Raw genomic sequence first — 20,489 nt, 5'->3', positions numbered from 1 at the left:
ACAATATCGGAACGATCGGCGATTACTCGCCATGCACTGACTGTGTTGGCGGGTCAGCTCGCCGTCATGGCCTTTGGCGTCACGGACACCATTGTGGCCGGCCGACATGCCGAGGCCTCACTGGCCGCTCTGTCGATTGGTTCAGCCATCTTCATCAGTGTTTACGTGGCGCTCATGGGGTTGCTGCAGGCGCTCCTGCCGGTCTGGGCGGAACAGCGCGGCGCTCAGAATCCGGCAGACATTGGCCGTACATTCCGCCAAGCACTTTACCTGTGCGCTGCCACCTGTCTGCTGGGCATGGCCGCTCTGCTGTTCCCAGATGCCGTCCTTGAATGGACCGATGTACCCACAGCGCTGCGTGCACCGGTTTCCCAATACCTGGGCGTTCTGGCACTGGCTTTACCACCGGCCTTGCTGTTTCGGCTGTACAGCACCCTCAACCAGGCATTGGGCCATCCCCAACTGGTGACGTGGCTGCAGGTGGCCGCGCTTTTCGTCAAGATCCCCCTGTCCATCTGGTTCACTTTTGGCGGCGCCGGCCTGCCTGCCATGGGGGTTGTGGGGTGCGCCTGGGCCACACTGGTGGTGAACTGCACCCTGCTCGGCTTGGGGCTGTACCTGCTGCGCACCCAGGACATCTACACACCATTGCGCCTGTGGCGATCCATGGAGCGCCCTGACTGGACGCAGCTGGGCGCTTTTGCCAGGCTGGGCGTCCCCGCCGCCCTGGCCATCACGGTGGAGGTTACTTCGTACACGCTGATGGCGCTTTTCATCGCGCGGCAGGGCACCCTGGCGACCGCCGGACACCAGATTGCAGCCAATCTGGCTGCCGTGCTGTACATGGTTCCGCTCTCCTTTGCCATTGCCACCAGCGCACGGGTAAGCTTCTGGCGCGGCGCCGGCAACGATGCGTTGGCCCGCCATGCCGTCTGGATGGGCTTTTGGCTCTCAGCGCTTACCAGTATTGCGCTATCAGCTATATTATTTATAGCAAAAGAATCTCTGGCTCGTGTGTACAGCAATGACGCTGACGTCATCCTGCTGACGTCAGCACTGCTGGTCTGGGTCGCTGTCTACCATTTGTTCGATGCGGTCCAGACGCTGTGTGTGTTCGTGCTGCGCTGCTACCGCATCACCCTTGCGCCCCTTGTGGTGTATGGCTGCATGCTGTGGGGTATGGGCTTAGGGGGCGGTTATGTGCTGGCCTACCAGGGCATGGGCAGCCTACCCGCGCTGCAGTCCCCTGCGCCGTTCTGGGCGGCGAGCGCAGCGGCGCTGGCCGTGACCGCGGCTGCCTTCGCATGGATGCTCCAACGCGCACTCAATGCGTCTCTGCATCCTGCTCCAGCGTTACATGGCGCAGCCTGTTCGCAGGGAAAACAACACTGAACGTCGAGCCCTGTCCCAGCACACTCGCAATGTGCAGCTCAGCGCCATGGCGCTGCAGCACATGCTTGACGATGGCCAACCCCAAGCCTGTGCCCCCCGTTTCGCGCGAGCGGCTGCGGTCAATGCGGTAGAAGCGCTCGGTCAACCGGGGAATGTGCTCTGGAGCAATGCCAGGGCCGGTATCCTGCACCGAAAAAACACCACGGCCATCGGCAAGTGTCTTCCACTGCACTGCTATACGCCCCCCGGCCGGGGTATAGCGCACGGCATTGCCCACCAGATTGGACAGAGCGCTTTGCAACTCCTTCATGCTGCCGGCAATGTCGAGCGCCTCGGCCCCTGCGGCGGGCTCCGGAAACGTCCATTCATGCGGACGCGCCTGGCCACGGATCAACAGGTTCGAAAGTGCCCGTCCCTCCTCCTCGCAGCGCAGCAACAAGGTCTGCACGGGATGCCACTCGCGCATCCCCGGCAAAGGGCTGCCTTCCAGACGAGAGAGCGCCAGCAGATCCTGCACTACGCTGTGCATGCGCGTGGCCTGCTGTGCCATCAATTCCAGATACCGCTCGCGTTCATCGGCCGAAATCGGTAGCGTCTGCAAGGTTTCCACAAAACCCATCAATACCGTCAAAGGCGTACGGATTTCGTGCGACACATTGGCGACGAAATCTCGCCGCATGGCGTCGGCCTGCTCCAGTGCCGTGATATCCCGTGAGAGCAGCAAACTGCGGCCATCGCCATAGGGATGCAATTGCACGGCAATCCGTACCGGCCGGGACGGCGTGCTCTCGCGCCCCTCCAGCACCACACTTGCAGAATAGTCCTGGGCAGCAAAATAGGCATTGAACTCCGGGTCGCGCACCAGGTTTCGGATGGACTGGAGCGCATCGCGTTGCGCATCGAACCCGAAATGTGCCGCGGCCATGGCATTGCACCACTCAATGCGGCCGACTTTGTCCAGCAGCACAACGCCGTTGGGCGACGCCTGCAAGGCAGCCAATATGTCCTCCAGCCGGCTCTGGCTCTCCTGGGCCTGTGATTCCTGCTTGCGCACCAGGCGCCGGGTGCGCTCCACTGCCTCACCCCACATGCCCCGCATCGCAGGTGCCTTGACCATTTCACCCGTGCGCATCCAGCCCAGCACTCGGGCACCGCGCCACAAATCCAGAAAAAACCAGATCCATGCCGCAACCGCAGCCCCTGACGCGGCCCCCCAGGCGCCAGCTTGCCACCACCCCAGACCCATGCCCAGCAATTGCCAGCACAGGAAAATAGAAAATCGCCAGAGCATGGGAGCTCAGGCCCGCAAGGGCACCTGTGGCGGAGCCGCAAACCGGTAACCTACGCCGCGCACCGTTTCCACCATCAGGCCCGCCTCACCCAGTGCTTCGCGCAGCCGCTTGACATGGACGTCGACCGTACGTTCCTCAATAAACACATGGTCACCCCACACTTTGTCCAGCAACTGGGCGCGGCTGTGCACCCGCTCGGGATGGGTCATGAAGAAATGCAGCAACTTGAATTCGGTCGGGCCGACTTTCAAGGCTTGCCCGTCCAACGAGACACGGTGCGTTGCAGCGTCCAAAACCAATGCCCCCATCGTCACACTTTCTTGTGCTTGCTCTGGTGCGCGGCGACGCAGGACTGCGCGGATACGTGCGAGCAACTCCTGGGTCGAAAAAGGCTTGGTGATGTAGTCGTCCGCTCCAGCGTCCAGCCCCGCAACCTTGTCCGGCTCATCCCCGCGGGCGGTCAACATCAGAATGGGGATGGATTTGGTACGGCTACTGGCACGCCACTTGCGCGCAAGCTGCAGGCCACTCTGGCCGGGCAACATCCAGTCGAGCAGGATTACATCGGGCAAGACGGCGTCGAGTTCACGCTGTGCAGTCTCGCCGTCTTCAGCCCAAACGGGCTGAAAACCGTTGTGTCGCAGATTCACAGCTATCAATTCAGCAATCGCGGGTTCGTCTTCCACGATCAGGACATGGGGAAGCTTTCTCATTCCTTTTCTACCCCTTTACAGGACCGCCGATTCAATCTCATCCAAAGAGGTGTGTCGCACATCCATGCCCTTCACCAGATAAATGATGAGCTCGGCAATATTTTTGGAGTGGTCGCCAATCCGCTCGATGGCTTTGGCCAGAAAAAGCAGGTCCAGGCTGGGGGAGATCGTGCGCGGATCTTCCATCATGTAGGTGATGAGTTTGCGAACGAAGCCATCGAACTCCCTGTCAATCAGGTCGTCTTCCCTGAGGATTGCGACGGCCATTTTTGTGTCCAGCCGGGCAAAGGCATCGAGCGCCTTGCGCAACTGCCCCGATGCCAGGTCGGCGGCCACCCGCAGGTCATTCGAGGGCAGGCAGCGCGGCGCACCACCTTCAATGATGGATTGCACCATGCGTGCCATGCGGTGGGCCTCGTCACCCATACGCTCCAGATTGGCCGTGGCCTTGGAAAAAGCCAGCAAAAGGCGCAGGTCGCGTGCTGTGGGCTGGCGCCGGGCGATGATGGTGGAGAGTTCATGGTCGATTTCTACCTCCATGGCATTGACCCGGTTTTCTATCGTACGAACCTGCTCTACCGCCTCAAGACTGAACTGCGATAGCGCGTGAATTGCCTGTCGGATCTGGGACTCCACCAGCCCCCCCATTTCCATGACACGTGAGGAAACCCCATTGAGTTCACTGTCAAACTGGGAAGAAAGATGTTTGTCTGCCATAAATCGCTCCTCAGCCGAAACGGCCGGTAATGTAGTCTTCGGTTTCCTTGCGTTCGGGCTTGAAGAAGATCGCCTCGGTCGCTCCAAACTCGATCATTTCGCCCAGATACATGTAAGCGGTGTAGTCACTGCAACGCGCCGCTTGCTGCATGTTGTGGGTCACGATGGCAATCGTGTAGTCGTGCTTGAGCTCATCGATCAGCTCCTCAATCTTGGCCGTAGACAGCGGGTCCAGCGCCGAAGTGGGCTCGTCAAGCAGCAGCACAGAAGGCTTCACCGCCACGCTGCGCGCAATGCACAGGCGCTGCTGCTGACCGCCCGAAAGCGACAGGCCGCTCTGGTGCAACTTGTCTTTCACTTCGGTCCATAAGGCGGCCTTCGACAGCGCCCACTCCACCCGGTCATCCATCTCGCTGGGGGACAGCGCTTCATAGAGCTTCACGCCAAAAGCAATGTTGTCGTAGATCGACATGGGAAAAGGCGTGGGCTTCTGGAACACCATGCCGATACGCGCGCGCAGCAGGTTGATGTCTTGCTTCGGGTCCAGGATGTCCTGCCCATAAAAGCGGATGCTGCCCTCCGCCCGCTGGCCGGGATAGAGGCTATACATCCGGTTGAGCGTGCGCAACAAGGTCGATTTTCCACAACCCGAGGGGCCGATAAAAGCGGTGACCTTGTGCTCGGCAATATCCAGACTGACGTTGCGCAGTCCCTGGAACTTACCGTAGTAGAAATTCAGATTGCGCAATTCCAGCGCATTCCTGGTGGGAGTCGTCGTCGCGGTAGCGTTGGTCATTGTCAGTTCTGTTAAAGGACGTACCTGCATCGACAGGCCGTGCAAAAAAGGGCGTAAATGTCAGACCTTGTCTTTTTCGCGCAGAAAGATCCGCGCCACAACGTTGAGCACCAGCACCGCCAGCGTGATGAGCAGTGCGCCGGCCCAGGCCAGGCGTACCCAGTTGTCGTACGGACTGAGCGCAAACTGAAAGATCACCACGGGCAGATTGGCCATAGGCGCATTCATGTTGGTGCTGAAAAACTGGTTGTTCAGGGCAGTGAACAGCAGCGGAGCCGTCTCACCGCTGATACGCGCCACAGCCAGCAAAAGCCCCGTCATCACACCACTGCGCGCGGCGCGCAAGCTCACCATGATGGAAACCTTCCAGCGCGGTGCGCCGAGTGCAAAGGCCGCTTCACGCAGACTGCCTGGTACCAGGCGCAGCATGTTCTCGGTCGTGCGAACCACCACCGGAACGGCAATCAGCGACAGCGCCATGCTGCCGGCCCAGCCGGAAAAATGGCCCATGGAGGCGACGGCAATGGCATAAACGAAGAGCCCCAGAACAATGGAGGGCGCCGACAACATGATGTCGGTCACAAAGCGGGTCAATTCAGCCGTTTTGCTCTGATCGCCGTATTCCGCGAGGTACACGCCGGCCAAGACACCTACCGGTGTAGACACCAGCACGGTAAACCCCACCATCATCAGGCTGCCGACGATGGCATTGGCCAGGCCACCACCCTCGGAACCTGGGGCTGGCGTGGAGTGGGAAAACAAGTTCCAGTCCAGCGCAGCAAAACCTTTGGTAAACAGCACGCTCAGTATCCAGAGCAGCACAAACAACCCCAGGGCCATGGAGCCCAAGGAAAGCGTCAGGCCCACCGCATTGGCGCGCCGCCGTTTTTGATAGATTTTGGTGTTGTATTCCATGAAGACTCTTTGATGGCCTTGAGAGCGCCTATAGACCCTTGGCCTTTTCCGCCCGCAACATCAGGATTTTTGCTGCCGAAAGCACCACGAAAGTGATGACGAAAAGCAGGAATCCCAACGCAAACAATGCGGACAGGTGAAAGTCCGCTGCCTCGCCAAATTCATTGGCCAAAGTGGATGCAATGGAAGTGCCCGGCGAGAACAGTGATGCAGGCATGCGGTTGGCATTGCCGATCACAAAAGTCACTGCCATGGTTTCACCCAGGGCGCGCCCCAAACCCAGCATGATTCCGCCCACAACACCCTTCTGCGTATAGGGCAGCACGACACGATGGACCACCTCCCAAGTGGTACACCCCAGCCCATAGGCGGATTCGCGCAGGATGGGTGGAACAATCGCAAAAACATCCCGCATCACCGCAGCGATGAAGGGAAGCACCATGAATGCGAGCACAATGCCCGCCGCCAGAATGCCAAACCCGTTGGTACTGCCGCCAAACAAAAAACCCACCAATGGCATTGCGCCCAGCAGTTTTTGCACCGGCATCTGAAAGTAGTCGGCAAACAGCGGGGCAAAAACAAACAGACCAAACATGCCGTAGATGATGGACGGCACCGCTGCCAGCAACTCCACCGCTGTGCCCAGCGGGCGGCGCAACCACACAGGGCAGGTTTCTGTCAAAAACAGCGCAATACCAAAGGCCAGGGGCACGGCAATCAACAGCGCAATGCCCGCACTGGCCAGGGTTCCCACGATCGCGATGGCTGCACCAAACTCTTCATTGACGATGTCCCATTCCACGCGCCAGATGAACTGGGCACCAAACTTGTGAAACGTCGGCCATGCATAGATGAAAAGCGACACGATGATGCCCATCAGCGCAGCCAGCACCAGCAGCGATAGACCCTGGGTCAGCCGATGGAAGAAAATATCCTGAAGACGCTGCCGCTGGGCAATCGACACCATCGCTTTGGCTGGTGCATGCGCCGCATCGGGCATTGTTTGTGCGCTCATCGTGATCTCAACACTCATGTGGGTTTCCTTGGGGCATCTTCTGCCAACACCAGCCCTCTGACAAAAGACACCCCGGAAGTCTCCGATTACTTGCGGATCTGCGACCAAATCTTGGCACGGATCTCAGCAGTCAGGCTATCGGGAAGCGGCACATAGTCCAGCTCTGCAGCCATCGCCTTGCCATTCTTGAAAGCCCAGTCAAAAAACTTCAAAACTTCAGCAGACTGCGCCTTGTCGGCTGGATCCTTGTACATGAGGATGAACGAGGCGGTACTGATAGGCCAGCTCTCGGCGCCCTTGGCGTTGACCATTGAAATCCCCATGCCCGGCATACTGAACCAGTCTGCACCAGCCGCAGCAGCCGCAAAGGACTTGTCGTCAGGACTCACGAACTTGCCGTCTGCATTTTGCAGTTGCAGGAAATTCATGTTGTTTTTCTTGACGTAAGCATACTCAACGTAGCCTACAGCGCCCTTGATGCGATTCACATTGGCGGCAACGCCCTCATTACCCTTGCCACCGACCGACGACGGTGCCGGCCATTTCACGGCAGCGCCCTTGCCCACCGAATCTGCCCACTCTTTGCTGACAGCGGTCAGGTAATCCGTGAAATTGAACGTGGTTCCCGAACCATCAGCCCGGTGTACCACGGTGATGTTCTGGTCGGGCAAGGTTTTTCCGGGGTTCAGCGCTGCCAGCTTGGCATCATTCCATTTGGCGATCTTGCCTAGAAAAATATCTGCCAAAACGCCACCGCTCACACGCAATTCGCCGGGCTTAAAGCCTTCCAGGTGAAGCACTGGCACCGTACCGCCAATGATGGCGGGAAACTGCACCATGCCGTCCTTATCGAGATCGCTGCCTGGCACCGGCGCATCGGTCGCGCCGAAAGCCACCGTCTTGGCACGGATCTGACGGATCCCCCCCGAGGATCCGATCGACTGGTAGTTCATGCCCGTGCCCGTTTCTTTTTTATAGACCTCAGCCCACTTGGCATAGATCGGGAAGGGAAACGTTGCACCCGCGCCAGTGATATCGGCAGCAAACGCACTGCCCATAGTCATGGAAGCCAACGTGACAGCGACGATTTTCAGAAATGTGCGTTTCATTCAGTACCTTTCAGTAAGCGTTAACAGGAACAAAACGAACTTTAAAAACCTTAAATGACAAACCCGTGACATACACAAAAAGTTTTCCTGAATTTTCAAGAACATCCTCACGCAGTCACTGCGCTGACACGGTGCTGAGACACAATGGGAAGAATTTTCCAACCACAAGAGTATTCGTCTTCGCATCGCCCACCATCGGCCGTGCTCATGTTGCCCATCGTCTCGCAACAGGCCCCCGGAAATTCAGTCCCTCACGTTACCTTGCCGCACGAATCCTCTTTCAAAAACCCATGCAGAACGGCACACACCTCGCCGCCATTGATCTCGGCTCCAACAGTTTTCGTCTCGAAATCGGTCGCTACGAATTCGGACATATTCAGCGTATCGAGTACCTGAAGGAAACCGTGCGCCAAGGCAACGGCCTGGATGAAGAGAACAACCTGAGCACAGAAGCCATGCAACGCGGCTGGGACTGCCTGGCCCGTTTTGCCGAACGATTGGCCAATTTCCCCCGCGCTCAGGTGCGCGCCGTTGCCACACAGACCTTGCGAGAGGCTCGCAACAGCCACGTTTTTCTGCAACGCGGTGGCGAGGTACTAGGCCATCCGATCGATGTGGTGTCAGGGCTGGAAGAAGCTCGGCTGATCTACCAGGGTGTCTCGCGGCTGCTTCCAGAGTCTGGGGAGCGACGTCTGGTTGTTGATATTGGAGGGCGATCCACGGAGCTCATCCTGGGCGAGCGTTTTACATCCCACGCTGTCGCTTCATTCTGCGTAGGCAGCGTGGCCTGGTCCACACAATTTTTCCCCAATGGTCGGTTGTCTGCATCGGCTTTTACAACCGCCGAAATCGCTGCCAAAGCGGTTCTGGACGAGGCACTGGAAACCTATCGTCCTAGCCACTGGGATGTAGCCTATGGATCATCAGGAACTGTAGGGGCGGTGCGCGACGTGCTTGTTGCCGCTGGTCAGTCTGCGGGGGAAACCATCACCCGCAGCGGACTGGACTGGCTGCGCGAGCGTTTGTTGCGTGCGCAAAGTGTCGATCGCATCCGGCTGGATGGTCTCAAAGACGATCGCCGTCCCGTCATCGGCGGAGGGCTCAGCATACTGAGAGCCGTTTTCGATCTTCTGGACATCCATGAAATGCAAGTGGCACAAGGGGCCCTGCGCCAGGGCGCCCTGTATGACCTGCTGGACCGCGAACAACCACAGACAGATCTGCGAACCGCATCAGTGCAGGGGCTGGCACTCAACTTTGCCGTAGACCTTTCTCAGGCCGAGCGTGTGGCAAAGACCGCCTGCTTTCTTTTCAAGCAAATTTCACCCAGGCCCTCCGAATCCGTACTGCGCAATCTGAACTGGGCCGGTCGCCTACACGAAATTGGCTGCCGCATCTCCCACAGCGATTACCACCGCCACGGCGCCTATATTCTCGAGAATACAGACGTTGCAGGCTTCGCCAAACATGAATTGCACGGCCTGGGATCCTTGGTGCTGGGTCATAGGGGAAAGGTCCGCAAGCTACAAGCCGATATAGATGACCCCATTTTTATTTTTCAACTGATGGCCCTTCGACTTGCGGTGGCTTTGTGCCACGCCCGGCGTGATCCCGACTTGGAAGGATTTACGCTGTCCATCAAAGGACAGCGCTTTAACCTTGCAGCGAACCCTGGATGGGCGACCGCCTACCCTCAGTCTGCCCACCTGCTGCGTGAAGAAATGCTCGCATGGCAACGCACCCCTTGGGAACTGGAAACACACCTGCCTTGATGCCCATACGATGACCGCTTCCGTGCATCTGGCCGAATAACGCCCCTCAGGACCGACAAAGGATTTCAAAGAAAATCTGGTGACAAGACAGCCAGCAAAGTTGTTTCACTGCGCTCCACGCTCTGGCGCTGTCGCAACCACCAGACCGATCCTTTTCGCACCGCACATTGGTTCGAATGGATCTCCAGCAGATGGGCGATGGTTTGGCCCAAGACCGGTTGGTGTCCGACCACCAGAACGGCTCCTCGAGAACGTGGCCATTGCACCAACTCCAAAAGATCCTGTGCAGTGCCATCGGGCAGCAACTCGGCGCGTAACTTGTATTTGCGCCCCAAAGCAGTGGCCGTCTGCTCTGCGCGCCGCGCCGGGCTCGATAGCACCCTCAGCCCATCAGGTAGCTGCCTTTCGAGCCATGCTGCCATACGAGCGGCCTGTTTTTCCCCCCGTGCTGTGAGTGGTCTCGACAGGTCATCCATGTGCGCTGCACCCATCTCTGCCTCTGCATGGCGCCACAAAATCAGATCCATGCTGGACATTCGGATCAGCCGTTGTGCGGCGCGACAATCGACACACCATACCGCGCCATCAGTGCATTCTGTGCACCCTGCCCGCTGGTAGGTTTTGAAGCACGCATATAAGTGCCATCAGACAACAACTCCCAAGCGTCTCGGTCATCGTGCAGACAGGACACCAGGCACTCATCAATAATACGTTGACGCAGGATCGGGTCCTTCACAGGCCAGGAAATTTCCACGCGCCGCAGCATGTTGCGGTTCATCCAGTCAGCGCTGGAGAGAAACAGTTCCTCCTCAGCGCCCTTGCCAAAATAAAAAATCCGGGAATGTTCCAGAAAGCGCCCGATGATGGAGCGAACACGGATATTTTCAGTGAACCCGGGCACTTGCGCGGGCAAGATGCAGGCGCCACGCACGATCAGGTCAATTTTCGCGCCGCGCTGACCGGCGAGCACCAGCGCACGGGCCAATGCCTCATCCGTCAAAGCATTCATCTTGGCCACAATGCGCCCACCCTCACCCCGGCTTGCCGCCAAGCCAACCTGCTCGATCTTCTCCAGCATGCGGCGATGGAGCTGGAACGGTGCCACTAGCAAGCGTCGCATGCGTGGGAGCCGATTCTGGCTGGCGAGATGGTTGAACACATGGTCCATGTCGGCCGTCGTTTCCTCATCCGCGGTGAGGTAGCTCAGATCGGTATAGAGACGCGCTGTGCGCGGGTTGTAGTTACCGGTGGACAAGTGGCCATAACGGCGCAGCTGCTTGCCTTCCTTGCGTGTCACAAGCAACATTTTGGCGTGCGTTTTCAACCCAACAACGCCGTACACCACCTGGGCACCCACCGACTCCAAGGCTTCTGCCCAGTTGATATTGGCCTCTTCATCAAACCGTGCCTTTAGCTCCACCACGGCCATGACTTCTTTGCCGCGGCGTACCGCCTCACGCAGCAATTCCATCAGTACCGCATCGGAACCTGTTCGGTAAATAGTCTGCTTGATGGCCACCACTTGTGGATCGTTCACAGCTTCGCGCAGAAAAGCCAAGACACCATCAAAGCTCTCAAAGGGGTGATGGATCAGCGTATCGCGCTGTCGCATCTGGGCCATGATGGATGTGCCCAAAATCAATTGACTTGGCCAGACAGGCCGCCAGACTGGAAACAGCAGTTGTGGGTCATCAACCAGATCTACCAATTGCGCCAACCGCACCAGATTCACAGGTCCATGCACCCTGTACAGGGCTGCCGCAGGAAGATCAAATTGGCGCAACAAAAAATTCGACAGGTAGGCGGAGCAACTGCTGGAGACTTCCAAGCGTACGGCCTGTCCAAAATTACGCTGCTGCAAGCCCTGGCGCAGCACCATGCGCAGGTTGCGCACATCCTCTTCGTCTACTGCAAGATCCGAGTGTCGCGTGACGCGAAACTGCGAGAACTCAGTGACTTCGCGCCCTGGAAAAAGATCGGACAAGTGCGCTCTGATCACGCTGGAAACACTAACGAAATTCTTGCCCTTGGGTGCAACTCCCATCGGCATCCGGATAAACCGAGGCAATGCCCGTGGAACCCGCACAATCGCAATGTCGTTTTCTCGCCCAAACGCATCAGCACCCTTGAGTCGCACAATAAAATTGAGCGACTTGTTGGCGACCTGCGGAAAAGGATGCGCGGGGTCCAAACCCACAGCAACCAGCAGTGGCCGGACTTCTCGGGCGAAATAGTCGCTCACCCAGCGCCGCTGCGCACTGCCGCGGTCGCCATGTGCCACGATGCGCACCCCCTTCACTGCCAGCGCAGGCACGAGGGCCTCGTTGTACAAAGCGTATTGACGCGCCACCAATTCATGCGCTTTGGCTGTCAGTGCGGCCAGCGACGCTTCACCATAAGACCCCTTGGTTTCGCCATTGCGTGCAGCCGTGATGTGCGGCTCGGCACGCACTTCAAAAAATTCATCCAGATTGGACGACACGATACTCAAGTAGCGCAGCCTTTCCAGCAACGGCACATCTGCACGGGCCGCCCAGTCCAACACCCTTTCGTTGAACGCGAGGATGCAGTGGTCACGATCCAAAAATCCTGAAACACCTGGAGCCGTCAGACAAGGCGCAAGAATAGCCAACGAATTGTCCGACGCTTGAGGGCCCCGTTCAGCCGAGACTGCAGCCTGTGCGGTGTTCTCCAATACGCCCGTTGTGTAGGGCGCAATCATGTTTATTTCACTGAAGACGGGGGACATGGGCACGTTGGGATACTGATCAATCGATAGCGAAATATGGATTGGATGCGTGACAGCTTCGTGACACAGCGGTCTTTCATCACACCACGCAACCAGCCCCATCACCCCAAAAAGTGCTTGCGGTAACGCACGGGCAAATCGACCAGTCGCATGAGCATGGGTAGGTCTGCGGTATTGAAATCGGGGTCCCAAGCGGGTGCTCCCAGCACGCGAGCACCCAGGCGCAGGTAGCCCTTGATAAGGGCCGGTGGCTCGACATCCAGGCTCGCATCCAGTCGCTCCACGGGCAGCGGCAGACGGGGATGCACCTGGTACTCCATAGGAGCCATATGGGTTTCACGCAGCTTGTGCCAAATGCTGGCAGCGGCATTGCCGCATGCAGCACCGTTGTGCTGCATAGGAATGCTGGCACAGCCCACCATGGTGTCGAGTTGATTACGTGCCATGAAATCGGCCAACGCACCCCATAAAGCCATGATGACGCCACCATGGCGATGCTGTGCATGCACGCAACTACGGCCCAACTCCACCATTCTCGGCCGCAATTCGCTCAGACGGGTCAGGTCAAACTCGGTATCGCTGTAAGTGCAGCCGGCACGCCGTGCCTGCTCGGGCGTCAGCACGCGATAGGTACCGACGACCTGCCCTGTGCCAAGGTCGCGAACCAGAAGGTGCTCGCAAAAATCATCAAAGATGTCGATGTCGTGGCCCTTGATGGTGGGCTTTAGCCGCGCCCCCATTTCAGTCGCAAAAACTTCGTATCTCAGGCGTTGCGCCTGCCGGACTTCGTCGAGGTGTCGCGCCCAAACCACCTCCACACCCCCACCCGGCACAGAGTGCGCCACCCCATTCGAACGATAGGGGCGATGAAGCGACCCCCGAGGCAACGATACCGGCGACAAGGGGCGCGTTGGGTTTGGCAAATCACTCATGGAAACTCCTTTGTATGAGGACCACCGCGAAACCGCAGTAGCAGTAGCACGCCAGCACTGCAAGCGCTACGGGGCAACCTCCATGGCAGTCTGGCCTCCATGCATGACGCACCCAAGTCAGGCCTGTGAACAAACCATGACGAGCTTTCCGCCACCCGCACCTTGGACAGGGCCGAATTGAAAACCACAGAAAACCCTCGTCCTTCAAACATGTTCCATATTTCTTTCCATCCACCAAGAACGTACAATTTCATACAATTAGCTGATGGAATCGGGTTCTGCTAGGCTTGTCCGCTGCGGCTCCCTTTTCAAAAATTTCACATTTGCTCTCTCCTGCCCACCGTCCCACCACATCACTAGAACGTGCCCTGCGAGAACAGCAAACCTTGCTGGACAGCGCTGGCGCGGGCATTGCGTTCATCCGCAAGCGCCAGGTGGTTCGCTGCAATCTGCGTTACGCGGAAATTTTTGGCTACAGCACGCCTGAACAACTCATTGGGCAACGCAGCGAGGGCTTTTATCCCGACCTGCAGGCCTATCGCGAACTGACCCGTGCGGCCTATCCCGTGGTGGCGGCCGGAGACACTTTCCGCACTGAGCGCAGCATGCGCAGGCGCGATGGCTCACAGTTCTGGGGGCGCCTTACGGGCACACTCATCAATCCGCAGGACAGCCTTGAAGGCTCCATCTGGTTGATTGACGACATCGATGAACAAAAAGCAGCGCAAACCCAGCTCCATACAGCGCTGTGGGAAAAAGAGGTTTTGTTCGATAGCGCCATGGTGGGCATCGTCTACCTGCAGAACCGAACTCTCACACGCTGCAACCGGCACTTCGAGCAGATGCTCGGCTACGGCCCGGGAGAACTGCAAGGGAGTCCATCCCGGCGTTGGTACACCAGCGACGCCGACTGGGAAGAGGTCGGCCATCGCTCCGCCCCGGTACTTTCACAGGGCCAATCCTTCCAGGGCGAAGTCACACTCGCCCGCAGAGACGGCACCCCCGTGGTGTGCGATGTGCGCAGCAAGGCGATTGACCCCGCCAACCTTGCGCTCGGATCGATCTGGATCTGCATGGACATCACGGAGCGTCGCCAGGCACAGGCTGCACTGATCAAAGTGCACGCAGAGCTGGAGTCGCTGGTAGCCCAACGCACACAGCAACTGCGAGAAACCGTCGACAGCCTGCACCGCGAGATGAACGACCGCAAAGCCGACCAGGAGCGTATTTACTGGCTGGCGCACTACGATCCTCTCACCGGCCTGCCCAATCGCACCTTGCTGGCAGAGCGCAGCATCCAGGCCATTGAGGTGGCGCGCCAGACGCAAACCCCGCTCTCCGTGATCTTCCTAGATCTGGACCATTTCAAGCATGTCAACGACTCGCTCGGCCACCAGGTAGGCGACACCTTGCTGGTGGCCATTGCCCGGCGCCTGCGGGCCGTGGTGCGCGACAAGGACACTGTCTGCCGGCTCGGTGGTGATGAGTTCATCTTGCTGCTACCCGGCGCCAATGCCAAGGGTGCCGAACGGGTGGCCGGCAAGCTGCTGGAAGCGTCGCGCCAGCACTACCAGATCGATCACCACGAATTGACGATCGCCCCCTCCATGGGTATCGCCGTGTTTCCCGAAGATGGTGATGATTTTGACTCGCTGAGCCAATCGGCTGATGTTGCGATGTACCGCGCAAAGCTCGATGGCCGCAATACCTATCGCTTCTTCACACGGGAGATGCAGGCCCATTCGGTGCGTGCGCTGCAATTGGAAAACGCGCTGCGCCGCGCCCTTGAGCGCCAGCAATTCACCCTGCACTACCAGCCCAAAGTATGCATTGCCACCCGCCAGGTGCTGGGGATGGAAGCCCTGCTGCGCTGGCAGCACCCAGAACTGGGGGCGGTATCGCCGGGTGAATTCATCCCCATTGCAGAAGACAGTGGTCAGATCCTCGCCATTGGCGAGTGGGTGTTGCGCACTGCGCTGACCCAGATGCGCGACTGGCATGCCCAAGGACTAGCGTTGCCGTCCATGTCGGTCAACCTGTCTGCCGTCCAGTTCCGCGAGCCCCGGCTGCCGGAACTGATCACGCGCATCCTGGAAGAAACCGGCGTCCCCCCCGGCGCGCTGGAACTGGAGTTGACCGAAGGTGTTGCCATGGAGGACCCCCGCAGCGCCATTGCCACCATGCGCGAGTTGCATGCGCGTGGCGTGCGCTTGTCGATCGACGACTTCGGCACCGGCTATTCATCTCTGAGCCAGCTCAAGCAGTTTCCCGTCAGCACACTCAAAATTGACCAGTCTTTTGTGCGCGATCTGGACAACGGCCCCAGCGACAAGGCCATCGTCAGCGCCATCATCCGCATGGCCCAGGCCTTGGGTATGCAGACCGTAGCAGAAGGCGTGGAAACACGCGGGCAATTTGACTTTTTGCATGCGCAAGGCTGCCATCAGGCGCAAGGCTACTATTGCGGCCACCCCCAACCCGCGCCGCAGTTGCAAACCCTGCTACAGGCCCTGCACAAGCCGCAAACGCCACAATCACGCACTCCCATCGATGCCACTGAAGCGCCTTGCAGGGACCGGGAACGCTGAGCTGCATCATGAAAAATTACTATCAAAACAGGCTCCAGCGCTTACCAGTCAAGCGCTATATGCTATTAATTAAGTAGCAATTATCCTTGTCGTGCAGCCTGTGCCAGCCGTTCTGCGCAAGAACTGGCTTGGGCAGCGTCACGCGCCTCCACCATCACGCGCAGCAAGGGCTCGGTGCCACTGGCACGAATGAGCAATCGCCCCGCCTGCCCCAATTCTGCTTCGACGGCCTGGGTCTCGCGGGCCAGCAAAGCGTTGGAACGCCAATCTGTTCCCGGGGGCAGACGCACGTTCAATAGCACTTGGGGGAAGAGATCCACGCCATCAAGCAACTGCGCCAGGGTCTGTCCATTGCGCACACAGGTCTGAAGCGCCTGCAACGCGCTGACCAGGCCATCACCCGTGGTGTGCTTGTCCAGCGCCAGCAGGTGGCCAGAGCCTTCGCCGCCCAGAATCCAGCCATGGCGGGCCAGCTCTTCGAGCACATAGCGGTCTCCGACCTTGGCTCGCACCAGTTTCACGCCACGCGCCTGCAAGGCCAGCTCGATGGCCATGTTGGTCATCAACGTGCCCACCACACCGGGGACATGCTCATCGCGCGCCATGCGGTCGCGCACCATCAAATAGAGCAGCTCGTCGCCGTTGTACAGGCGCCCCTGCGCATCGACCATCTGCAATCGGTCAGCATCGCCATCGAGGGCAATACCAAAGTCGGCGTGGTTGGCCCGCACGGTCCGCACCAAGGCATCCGGGTGCGTGGCACCCACCTCATGGTTGATGTTCAGGCCATCGGGCGCACAGCCAATGGCTACCACATCGGCGCCCAGCTCATGGAACACCTTGGGAGCGATGTGGTACGCCGCCCCATGTGCCGCGTCCACCACGATCTTCAGCCCCTTGAGCGTCAGGTCCTGATCGAAGGTGCTTTTGCAAAATTCGATATACCGTCCCGCTGCGTCGTCGAGCCGGCGGGTTTTACCCAGCGAGGCCGAGTCGGCCCATACCGGGGGTTCATCCAGCGCGGCCTCGACCGCCAGCTCCCACGCATCGGGCAGCTTGGTACCCTGGGCACTGAAGAACTTGATGCCATTGTCAGGAAAGGCATTGTGGCTGGCCGAAATTACCACACCCAGGCTGGCGCGCTGGGCGCGTGTCAGGTATGCCACGCCTGGCGTAGGCAAGGGTCCCAGAAGCACCACATCCACTCCGGCCGAATTGAAGCCCGACTCCAGCGCGCTCTCCAGCATGTAACCCGAAATACGGGTGTCTTTGCCGATCAGCACCGTGGGGCGGTCCTCGGTCTGGCGCAGCACCCGGCCAACGGCATGTGCCAGGCGCAGCACGAAATCGGGCGTAATAGGCGCCTGCCCCACCGTGCCGCGAATGCCGTCGGTTCCAAAATATTTTCTTGTCATTCCCGGTTTCCTAAAGCGCTGGTTCGCTGGATTTTGAAAGTAGCCCGGACGCAAGTGCACGCACGCGGACGGCGCCCATGGAGACGATGGATCGGTGGCTATCCCTCGTGATCGCCACCCACCAACCCACTCCGCACACGACGCCTGGCTATTTTCGCATCCCCTCAAAGCAAAAGCGCCCTGACCCATTTCAGGGTCAGGGCGCAGAGGCAAGTAAATCGCTTACTGTTTCGCGTTCTTCATCAGGAATTCCAGCACGAGCTTTTGCTCACCGTCGTCCAGACCGGCGCGTGGGAACATGCTTTGCGTGATGCCCAGCCACTGCTTCTTATTGAAGCCGCCCGGGTCCCGCGGGCCGTGGCAGACGGTGCAACGCTGGTAGAAGATTTTTTCACCCGGACTGAGCGAGGCCGTCGCCTTTTCGCGCAGCGTTTGCGCACGCTCCAGGCCAAAAAACTTCTCGTCAAACTTAATGTCTTTTTTGACAACGATCTGCGGTGGATCGAACGCCTTGGTGCCTCCCGCGTCCGCATCGGTGCATTTGCGCAAAGAGGCCATGCAGGTGTTGGCCGTCGTAGCCTGGGACAGGCCGCTGGCACCTCGGCTGGAGGTCAGGAAGTTCACCTGGCCATTGTTGCAGCGGCCCTTGCTGTCGAGTTGTGGCCAGGCGCCTTCGTAGATGCTGACCACGCCGGGCATGATTTTGTCGGACACCCGTGCACCCACCACCAGGGAGCCGCGGTCGTTGTACAGCTCCACCAGATCACCGTCTTTGATGCCGCGCTCGGCCGCATCCTGCGTACTGATCGTCAGCGGCTCGCGCGTCTGCACCGCATAGCGCTTGCGCAGCGGCTCCGCGTTGTTCATTTGTGAGTGCAGGCGGAAGTACGGGTGCGGGCTGACCACATGCAACTGGCCATTTTTGCCATTGCCCAGATATTCACCGGGCTCCAAAAATTTGGGCATGGGCGGCATATCGGGCAGTTTCATCTTGTCGATGCTGGCCGAATACATCTCGATTTTGCCGGTGGGGGTATGCAGCGCGTTTTTCTTCGGGTCCTTGCGGTAGTCGGCGTGGCGCACCCACTTGCGTGCTTCCTTGGGTACCTTGATCGGGGCCATGCCCTTTTCCCAGAATTCCTCGAAGGGCATGCTGCCCTCGGCCGAACTGGCGGCGAAAGCTTCCTTGACGTAGTCCATCTGTGTTTTGCCTTCGGTGAAGGCGTATTCGACACCACACACTTCCGAGAGGCGGCGGAAGATCTCGAAGTCGTCGAGCACGTCACCCACGGGCGCCACCACCTGGCGCATGGCAAACACCTTGTCAATGTTGTAGGTGCCGCCCGAGGAAATATCGTTGCGCTCCATCGTGGTGGTCGCGGGCAAGACGATGTCGGCCATGCGGGCGGAACCGTTCCACCAGCAATCCTGCACGATAACGGTGTCCACGACTTGCATGGCACGCGCCAACTCGTTCAAGTCCTGCTGGTGCGAGAAGAAGTTGTTGCCCGCGTTGTAGATCAGCTTGACCTTGGGAAAGGTGTAGGTGCTGCCGTTGTAGGTGAATGCCTTGCCGGGGTTCAACAGCATTTCATTGATCCGCGATGCCGGGCAGATTTTCTTGATCGGATTGCGCCCCTGCGACATGCCGCGGGGTGCGGTGCCGCCCGATTGCGCCGTTCCGCCGCCACCGTAGTGCCACGAAAAACCAATGCCCTGGCCCGGCAGACCGATATTGCCCAACATGCAGGCAAAGTTGACGATGGCCCAGTAAGGCATCTCACCGTGGTGCGCGCGCTGGATGGCCCAGGAACCGGCAATCTGCGTGCGCTTGCTGGCCATGAGCTCGGCCAACTCCCGAATTTTGGCCGCCGGAATGCCCGTAATCTTGCTGGCCCACTCGGGCGTCTTGGGCGGCGTGCCGTCAGAGTCCTTGCCTTCCAGATAGGCCAGAAAGCGGTCGAAGCCTACGGTGTACTTGCTGATGAAGGCCTTGCTGTACTTGCCCGTGCGGTACAGGTGGTAGCTCATCGCCAAGAACAGCGCAGTGTCCGTGTTGGGGATAATTCTCACCCACTCGGAGCCCATTTGCTCGTCGGTGGTGGTGACCTGCGGGTTGATCGAGATGAACTTCACGCCCGCTTTCTTGATGGCATCGAAGTTGGGATACATCTCGTGGTCGCACACCGTGTATTCGATGCGGTTGTTCTTGTCGGGGTCGCAACCCACAAAGACAAAGACCTCGGTGTTGTCACGTACCTGCTCCCACGAGGTCTGCGCCGAATAGACTTCCAGGTCGCCAATGATCATGGGCATGATCACCTGCCCGGCCCCAGCAGAATAGTCACCGGCCGTCATGGACGAGCCGCCCAGCAGGTTGAAGAAACGCCCCTGCAACACATTGGGCCGAAAGATGCCGCCATGCGACCAACCGCCATAGCTGCTGCTGAAGCACCCCTCGTTACCGTGCTTCTCAATCGTATCCAGAATAGCTTTGGCGCTCAGGCCGATCGCTGTATCCCAGCTCACTTGCACCCAATCGTCCTTGCCGCGCAACTCGGGCTTGCTGCTGCCACCGTTTTGCACAGCTTCCAAATACGACTTGCGCACCATCGGCCCGGCGATACGCGTCTTGTCGTAGGTGCGCGCCAGCATGCCTTCGGTCAGCATGGGGGTGGGACGCTTGTCTGCAGCCGTCGGCGTGACCTGGGTCAACCGCCCATTGGTCACCGTGGCAATGAAAGGCCCATAGTGGTCTGCATGCGCCACCGTACCTGTCCAGGAAGCCAAATCCACCGCCGCTGCCGCCGGTGCGGGCGTCTGTGCAATAGCGCGGGCCACTGGCCCAAGCGGGAACAAGGATACTGCCAGCCCAGCCGAGCCCAATGCTCCGGTAGCACCGAGCAAATTGCGTCGTGTCAGTCGCATATTTACCTTTCAAATATTATGGTTATTGAAGGGTAAACCCTGATATATTAAAGGTCAATGGATATTTTCAATATTCAAATTCATTTGACAGCGCAATGACCTGGCTCAACAAGTGGCGGTAATGCGCGGGTATTACGCAAATGAATGACGCATTCA

Annotated in this window: 15 protein-coding genes; 3 read left to right on the top strand and 12 right to left on the bottom strand. The window is 58.9% G+C overall.

The annotated features are described in order from the left end of the window. The first annotated feature begins 3 nt into the window (after nucleotides 1–3). Nucleotides 4–1,392 carry an MATE family efflux transporter gene (locus ACYVOC_RS13010; RefSeq protein ID WP_461162157.1) on the top strand — a complete coding sequence of 463 codons (1,389 nt, stop codon included), beginning with the start codon at nucleotides 4–6 and terminating at the stop codon, nucleotides 1,390–1,392. On the opposite strand, the gene phoR is transcribed toward ACYVOC_RS13010, so the two are convergent. The 7 genes from phoR to pstS all read right to left on the bottom strand — a co-directional run bounded on the left by phoR (nucleotide 1,325) and on the right by pstS (nucleotide 7,949). Continuing rightward, nucleotides 1,325–2,683, bottom strand: a complete 1,359-nt coding sequence (phoR, locus tag ACYVOC_RS13005; protein ID WP_461162088.1) for a phosphate regulon sensor histidine kinase PhoR — start codon at nucleotides 2,681–2,683, stop codon at nucleotides 1,325–1,327. The genes ACYVOC_RS13010 and phoR overlap by 68 nt on opposite strands. A 6-nt stretch (nucleotides 2,684–2,689) precedes the next feature. Beyond that, nucleotides 2,690–3,397, bottom strand: coding sequence for a phosphate regulon transcriptional regulator PhoB (gene phoB / locus ACYVOC_RS13000; protein ID WP_461162087.1), 708 nt, complete (start codon nucleotides 3,395–3,397; stop codon nucleotides 2,690–2,692). Nucleotides 3,398–3,412: 15 nt separating this feature from the next. Next, complete coding sequence (gene phoU / locus ACYVOC_RS12995) at nucleotides 3,413–4,114, bottom strand: phosphate signaling complex protein PhoU (protein WP_116004101.1); 702 nt, start codon at nucleotides 4,112–4,114, stop codon at nucleotides 3,413–3,415. Nucleotides 4,115–4,124: 10 nt separating this feature from the next. After that, nucleotides 4,125–4,910, bottom strand: a complete 786-nt coding sequence (gene pstB / locus ACYVOC_RS12990) for a phosphate ABC transporter ATP-binding protein PstB (RefSeq protein ID WP_116004102.1) — start codon at nucleotides 4,908–4,910, stop codon at nucleotides 4,125–4,127. Nucleotides 4,911–4,970: 60 nt separating this feature from the next. Beyond that, nucleotides 4,971–5,825, bottom strand: a complete 855-nt coding sequence (gene pstA, locus ACYVOC_RS12985) for a phosphate ABC transporter permease PstA (protein ID WP_461162086.1) — start codon at nucleotides 5,823–5,825, stop codon at nucleotides 4,971–4,973. Between the two features lie 28 nt (nucleotides 5,826–5,853). Beyond that, nucleotides 5,854–6,825: a phosphate ABC transporter permease subunit PstC gene (pstC, locus tag ACYVOC_RS12980; protein WP_461162156.1), complete on the bottom strand. Its 972-nt coding sequence runs from the start codon at nucleotides 6,823–6,825 to the stop codon at nucleotides 5,854–5,856. Nucleotides 6,826–6,926: 101 nt separating this feature from the next. After that, nucleotides 6,927–7,949 carry a phosphate ABC transporter substrate-binding protein PstS gene (gene pstS / locus ACYVOC_RS12975; protein WP_461162085.1) on the bottom strand — a complete coding sequence of 341 codons (1,023 nt, stop codon included), beginning with the start codon at nucleotides 7,947–7,949 and terminating at the stop codon, nucleotides 6,927–6,929. Between the two features lie 290 nt (nucleotides 7,950–8,239). On the opposite strand from pstS, the gene ACYVOC_RS12970 reads away from it, so the two are divergent. Continuing rightward, the gene (locus ACYVOC_RS12970; RefSeq protein WP_461162084.1) at nucleotides 8,240–9,721 is read left to right on the top strand and encodes a Ppx/GppA phosphatase family protein; all 1,482 of its coding nucleotides are present in this window, start codon (nucleotides 8,240–8,242) and stop codon (nucleotides 9,719–9,721) included. 65 nt (nucleotides 9,722–9,786) lie between these two features. On the opposite strand, the gene ACYVOC_RS12965 is transcribed toward ACYVOC_RS12970, so the two are convergent. The 3 genes from ACYVOC_RS12965 to ACYVOC_RS12955 form a co-directional block, all read right to left on the bottom strand. Then, the gene (locus ACYVOC_RS12965; RefSeq protein ID WP_116006057.1) at nucleotides 9,787–10,248 is read right to left on the bottom strand and encodes a SixA phosphatase family protein; all 462 of its coding nucleotides are present in this window, start codon (nucleotides 10,246–10,248) and stop codon (nucleotides 9,787–9,789) included. Nucleotides 10,249–10,262: 14 nt separating this feature from the next. After that, the gene (gene ppk1 / locus ACYVOC_RS12960; RefSeq protein WP_461162083.1) at nucleotides 10,263–12,470 is read right to left on the bottom strand and encodes a polyphosphate kinase 1; all 2,208 of its coding nucleotides are present in this window, start codon (nucleotides 12,468–12,470) and stop codon (nucleotides 10,263–10,265) included. 101 nt (nucleotides 12,471–12,571) lie between these two features. Further along, nucleotides 12,572–13,402: a GNAT family N-acetyltransferase gene (locus ACYVOC_RS12955; protein ID WP_461162082.1), complete on the bottom strand. Its 831-nt coding sequence runs from the start codon at nucleotides 13,400–13,402 to the stop codon at nucleotides 12,572–12,574. Nucleotides 13,403–13,725: 323 nt separating this feature from the next. Between ACYVOC_RS12955 and ACYVOC_RS12950 the strand changes: the two genes are divergently transcribed. Next, complete coding sequence (locus ACYVOC_RS12950; RefSeq protein ID WP_116004109.1) at nucleotides 13,726–15,990, top strand: sensor domain-containing protein; 2,265 nt, start codon at nucleotides 13,726–13,728, stop codon at nucleotides 15,988–15,990. An 80-nt stretch (nucleotides 15,991–16,070) separates the two neighbouring features. Here the strand turns inward: ACYVOC_RS12950 and glmM are convergent, their stop codons facing one another. Together glmM and ACYVOC_RS12940 are read right to left on the bottom strand one after the other, a co-directional pair. Then, nucleotides 16,071–17,405 (bottom strand): phosphoglucosamine mutase, encoded by a 1,335-nt coding sequence (glmM, locus tag ACYVOC_RS12945; RefSeq protein WP_116004110.1) that lies wholly within the window; start codon nucleotides 17,403–17,405, stop codon nucleotides 16,071–16,073. Between the two features lie 222 nt (nucleotides 17,406–17,627). Next, nucleotides 17,628–20,246 carry a molybdopterin-dependent oxidoreductase gene (locus ACYVOC_RS12940; protein WP_461162081.1) on the bottom strand — a complete coding sequence of 873 codons (2,619 nt, stop codon included), beginning with the start codon at nucleotides 20,244–20,246 and terminating at the stop codon, nucleotides 17,628–17,630. Between the last annotated feature and the right edge of the window lie 243 nt (nucleotides 20,247–20,489).

It is taken from the genome of Simplicispira piscis (genome assembly GCF_054783455.1).
The sequence above is the reverse complement of the archived record's forward strand: the minus strand, read 5'-3'. Positions and strand labels throughout refer to the sequence as shown.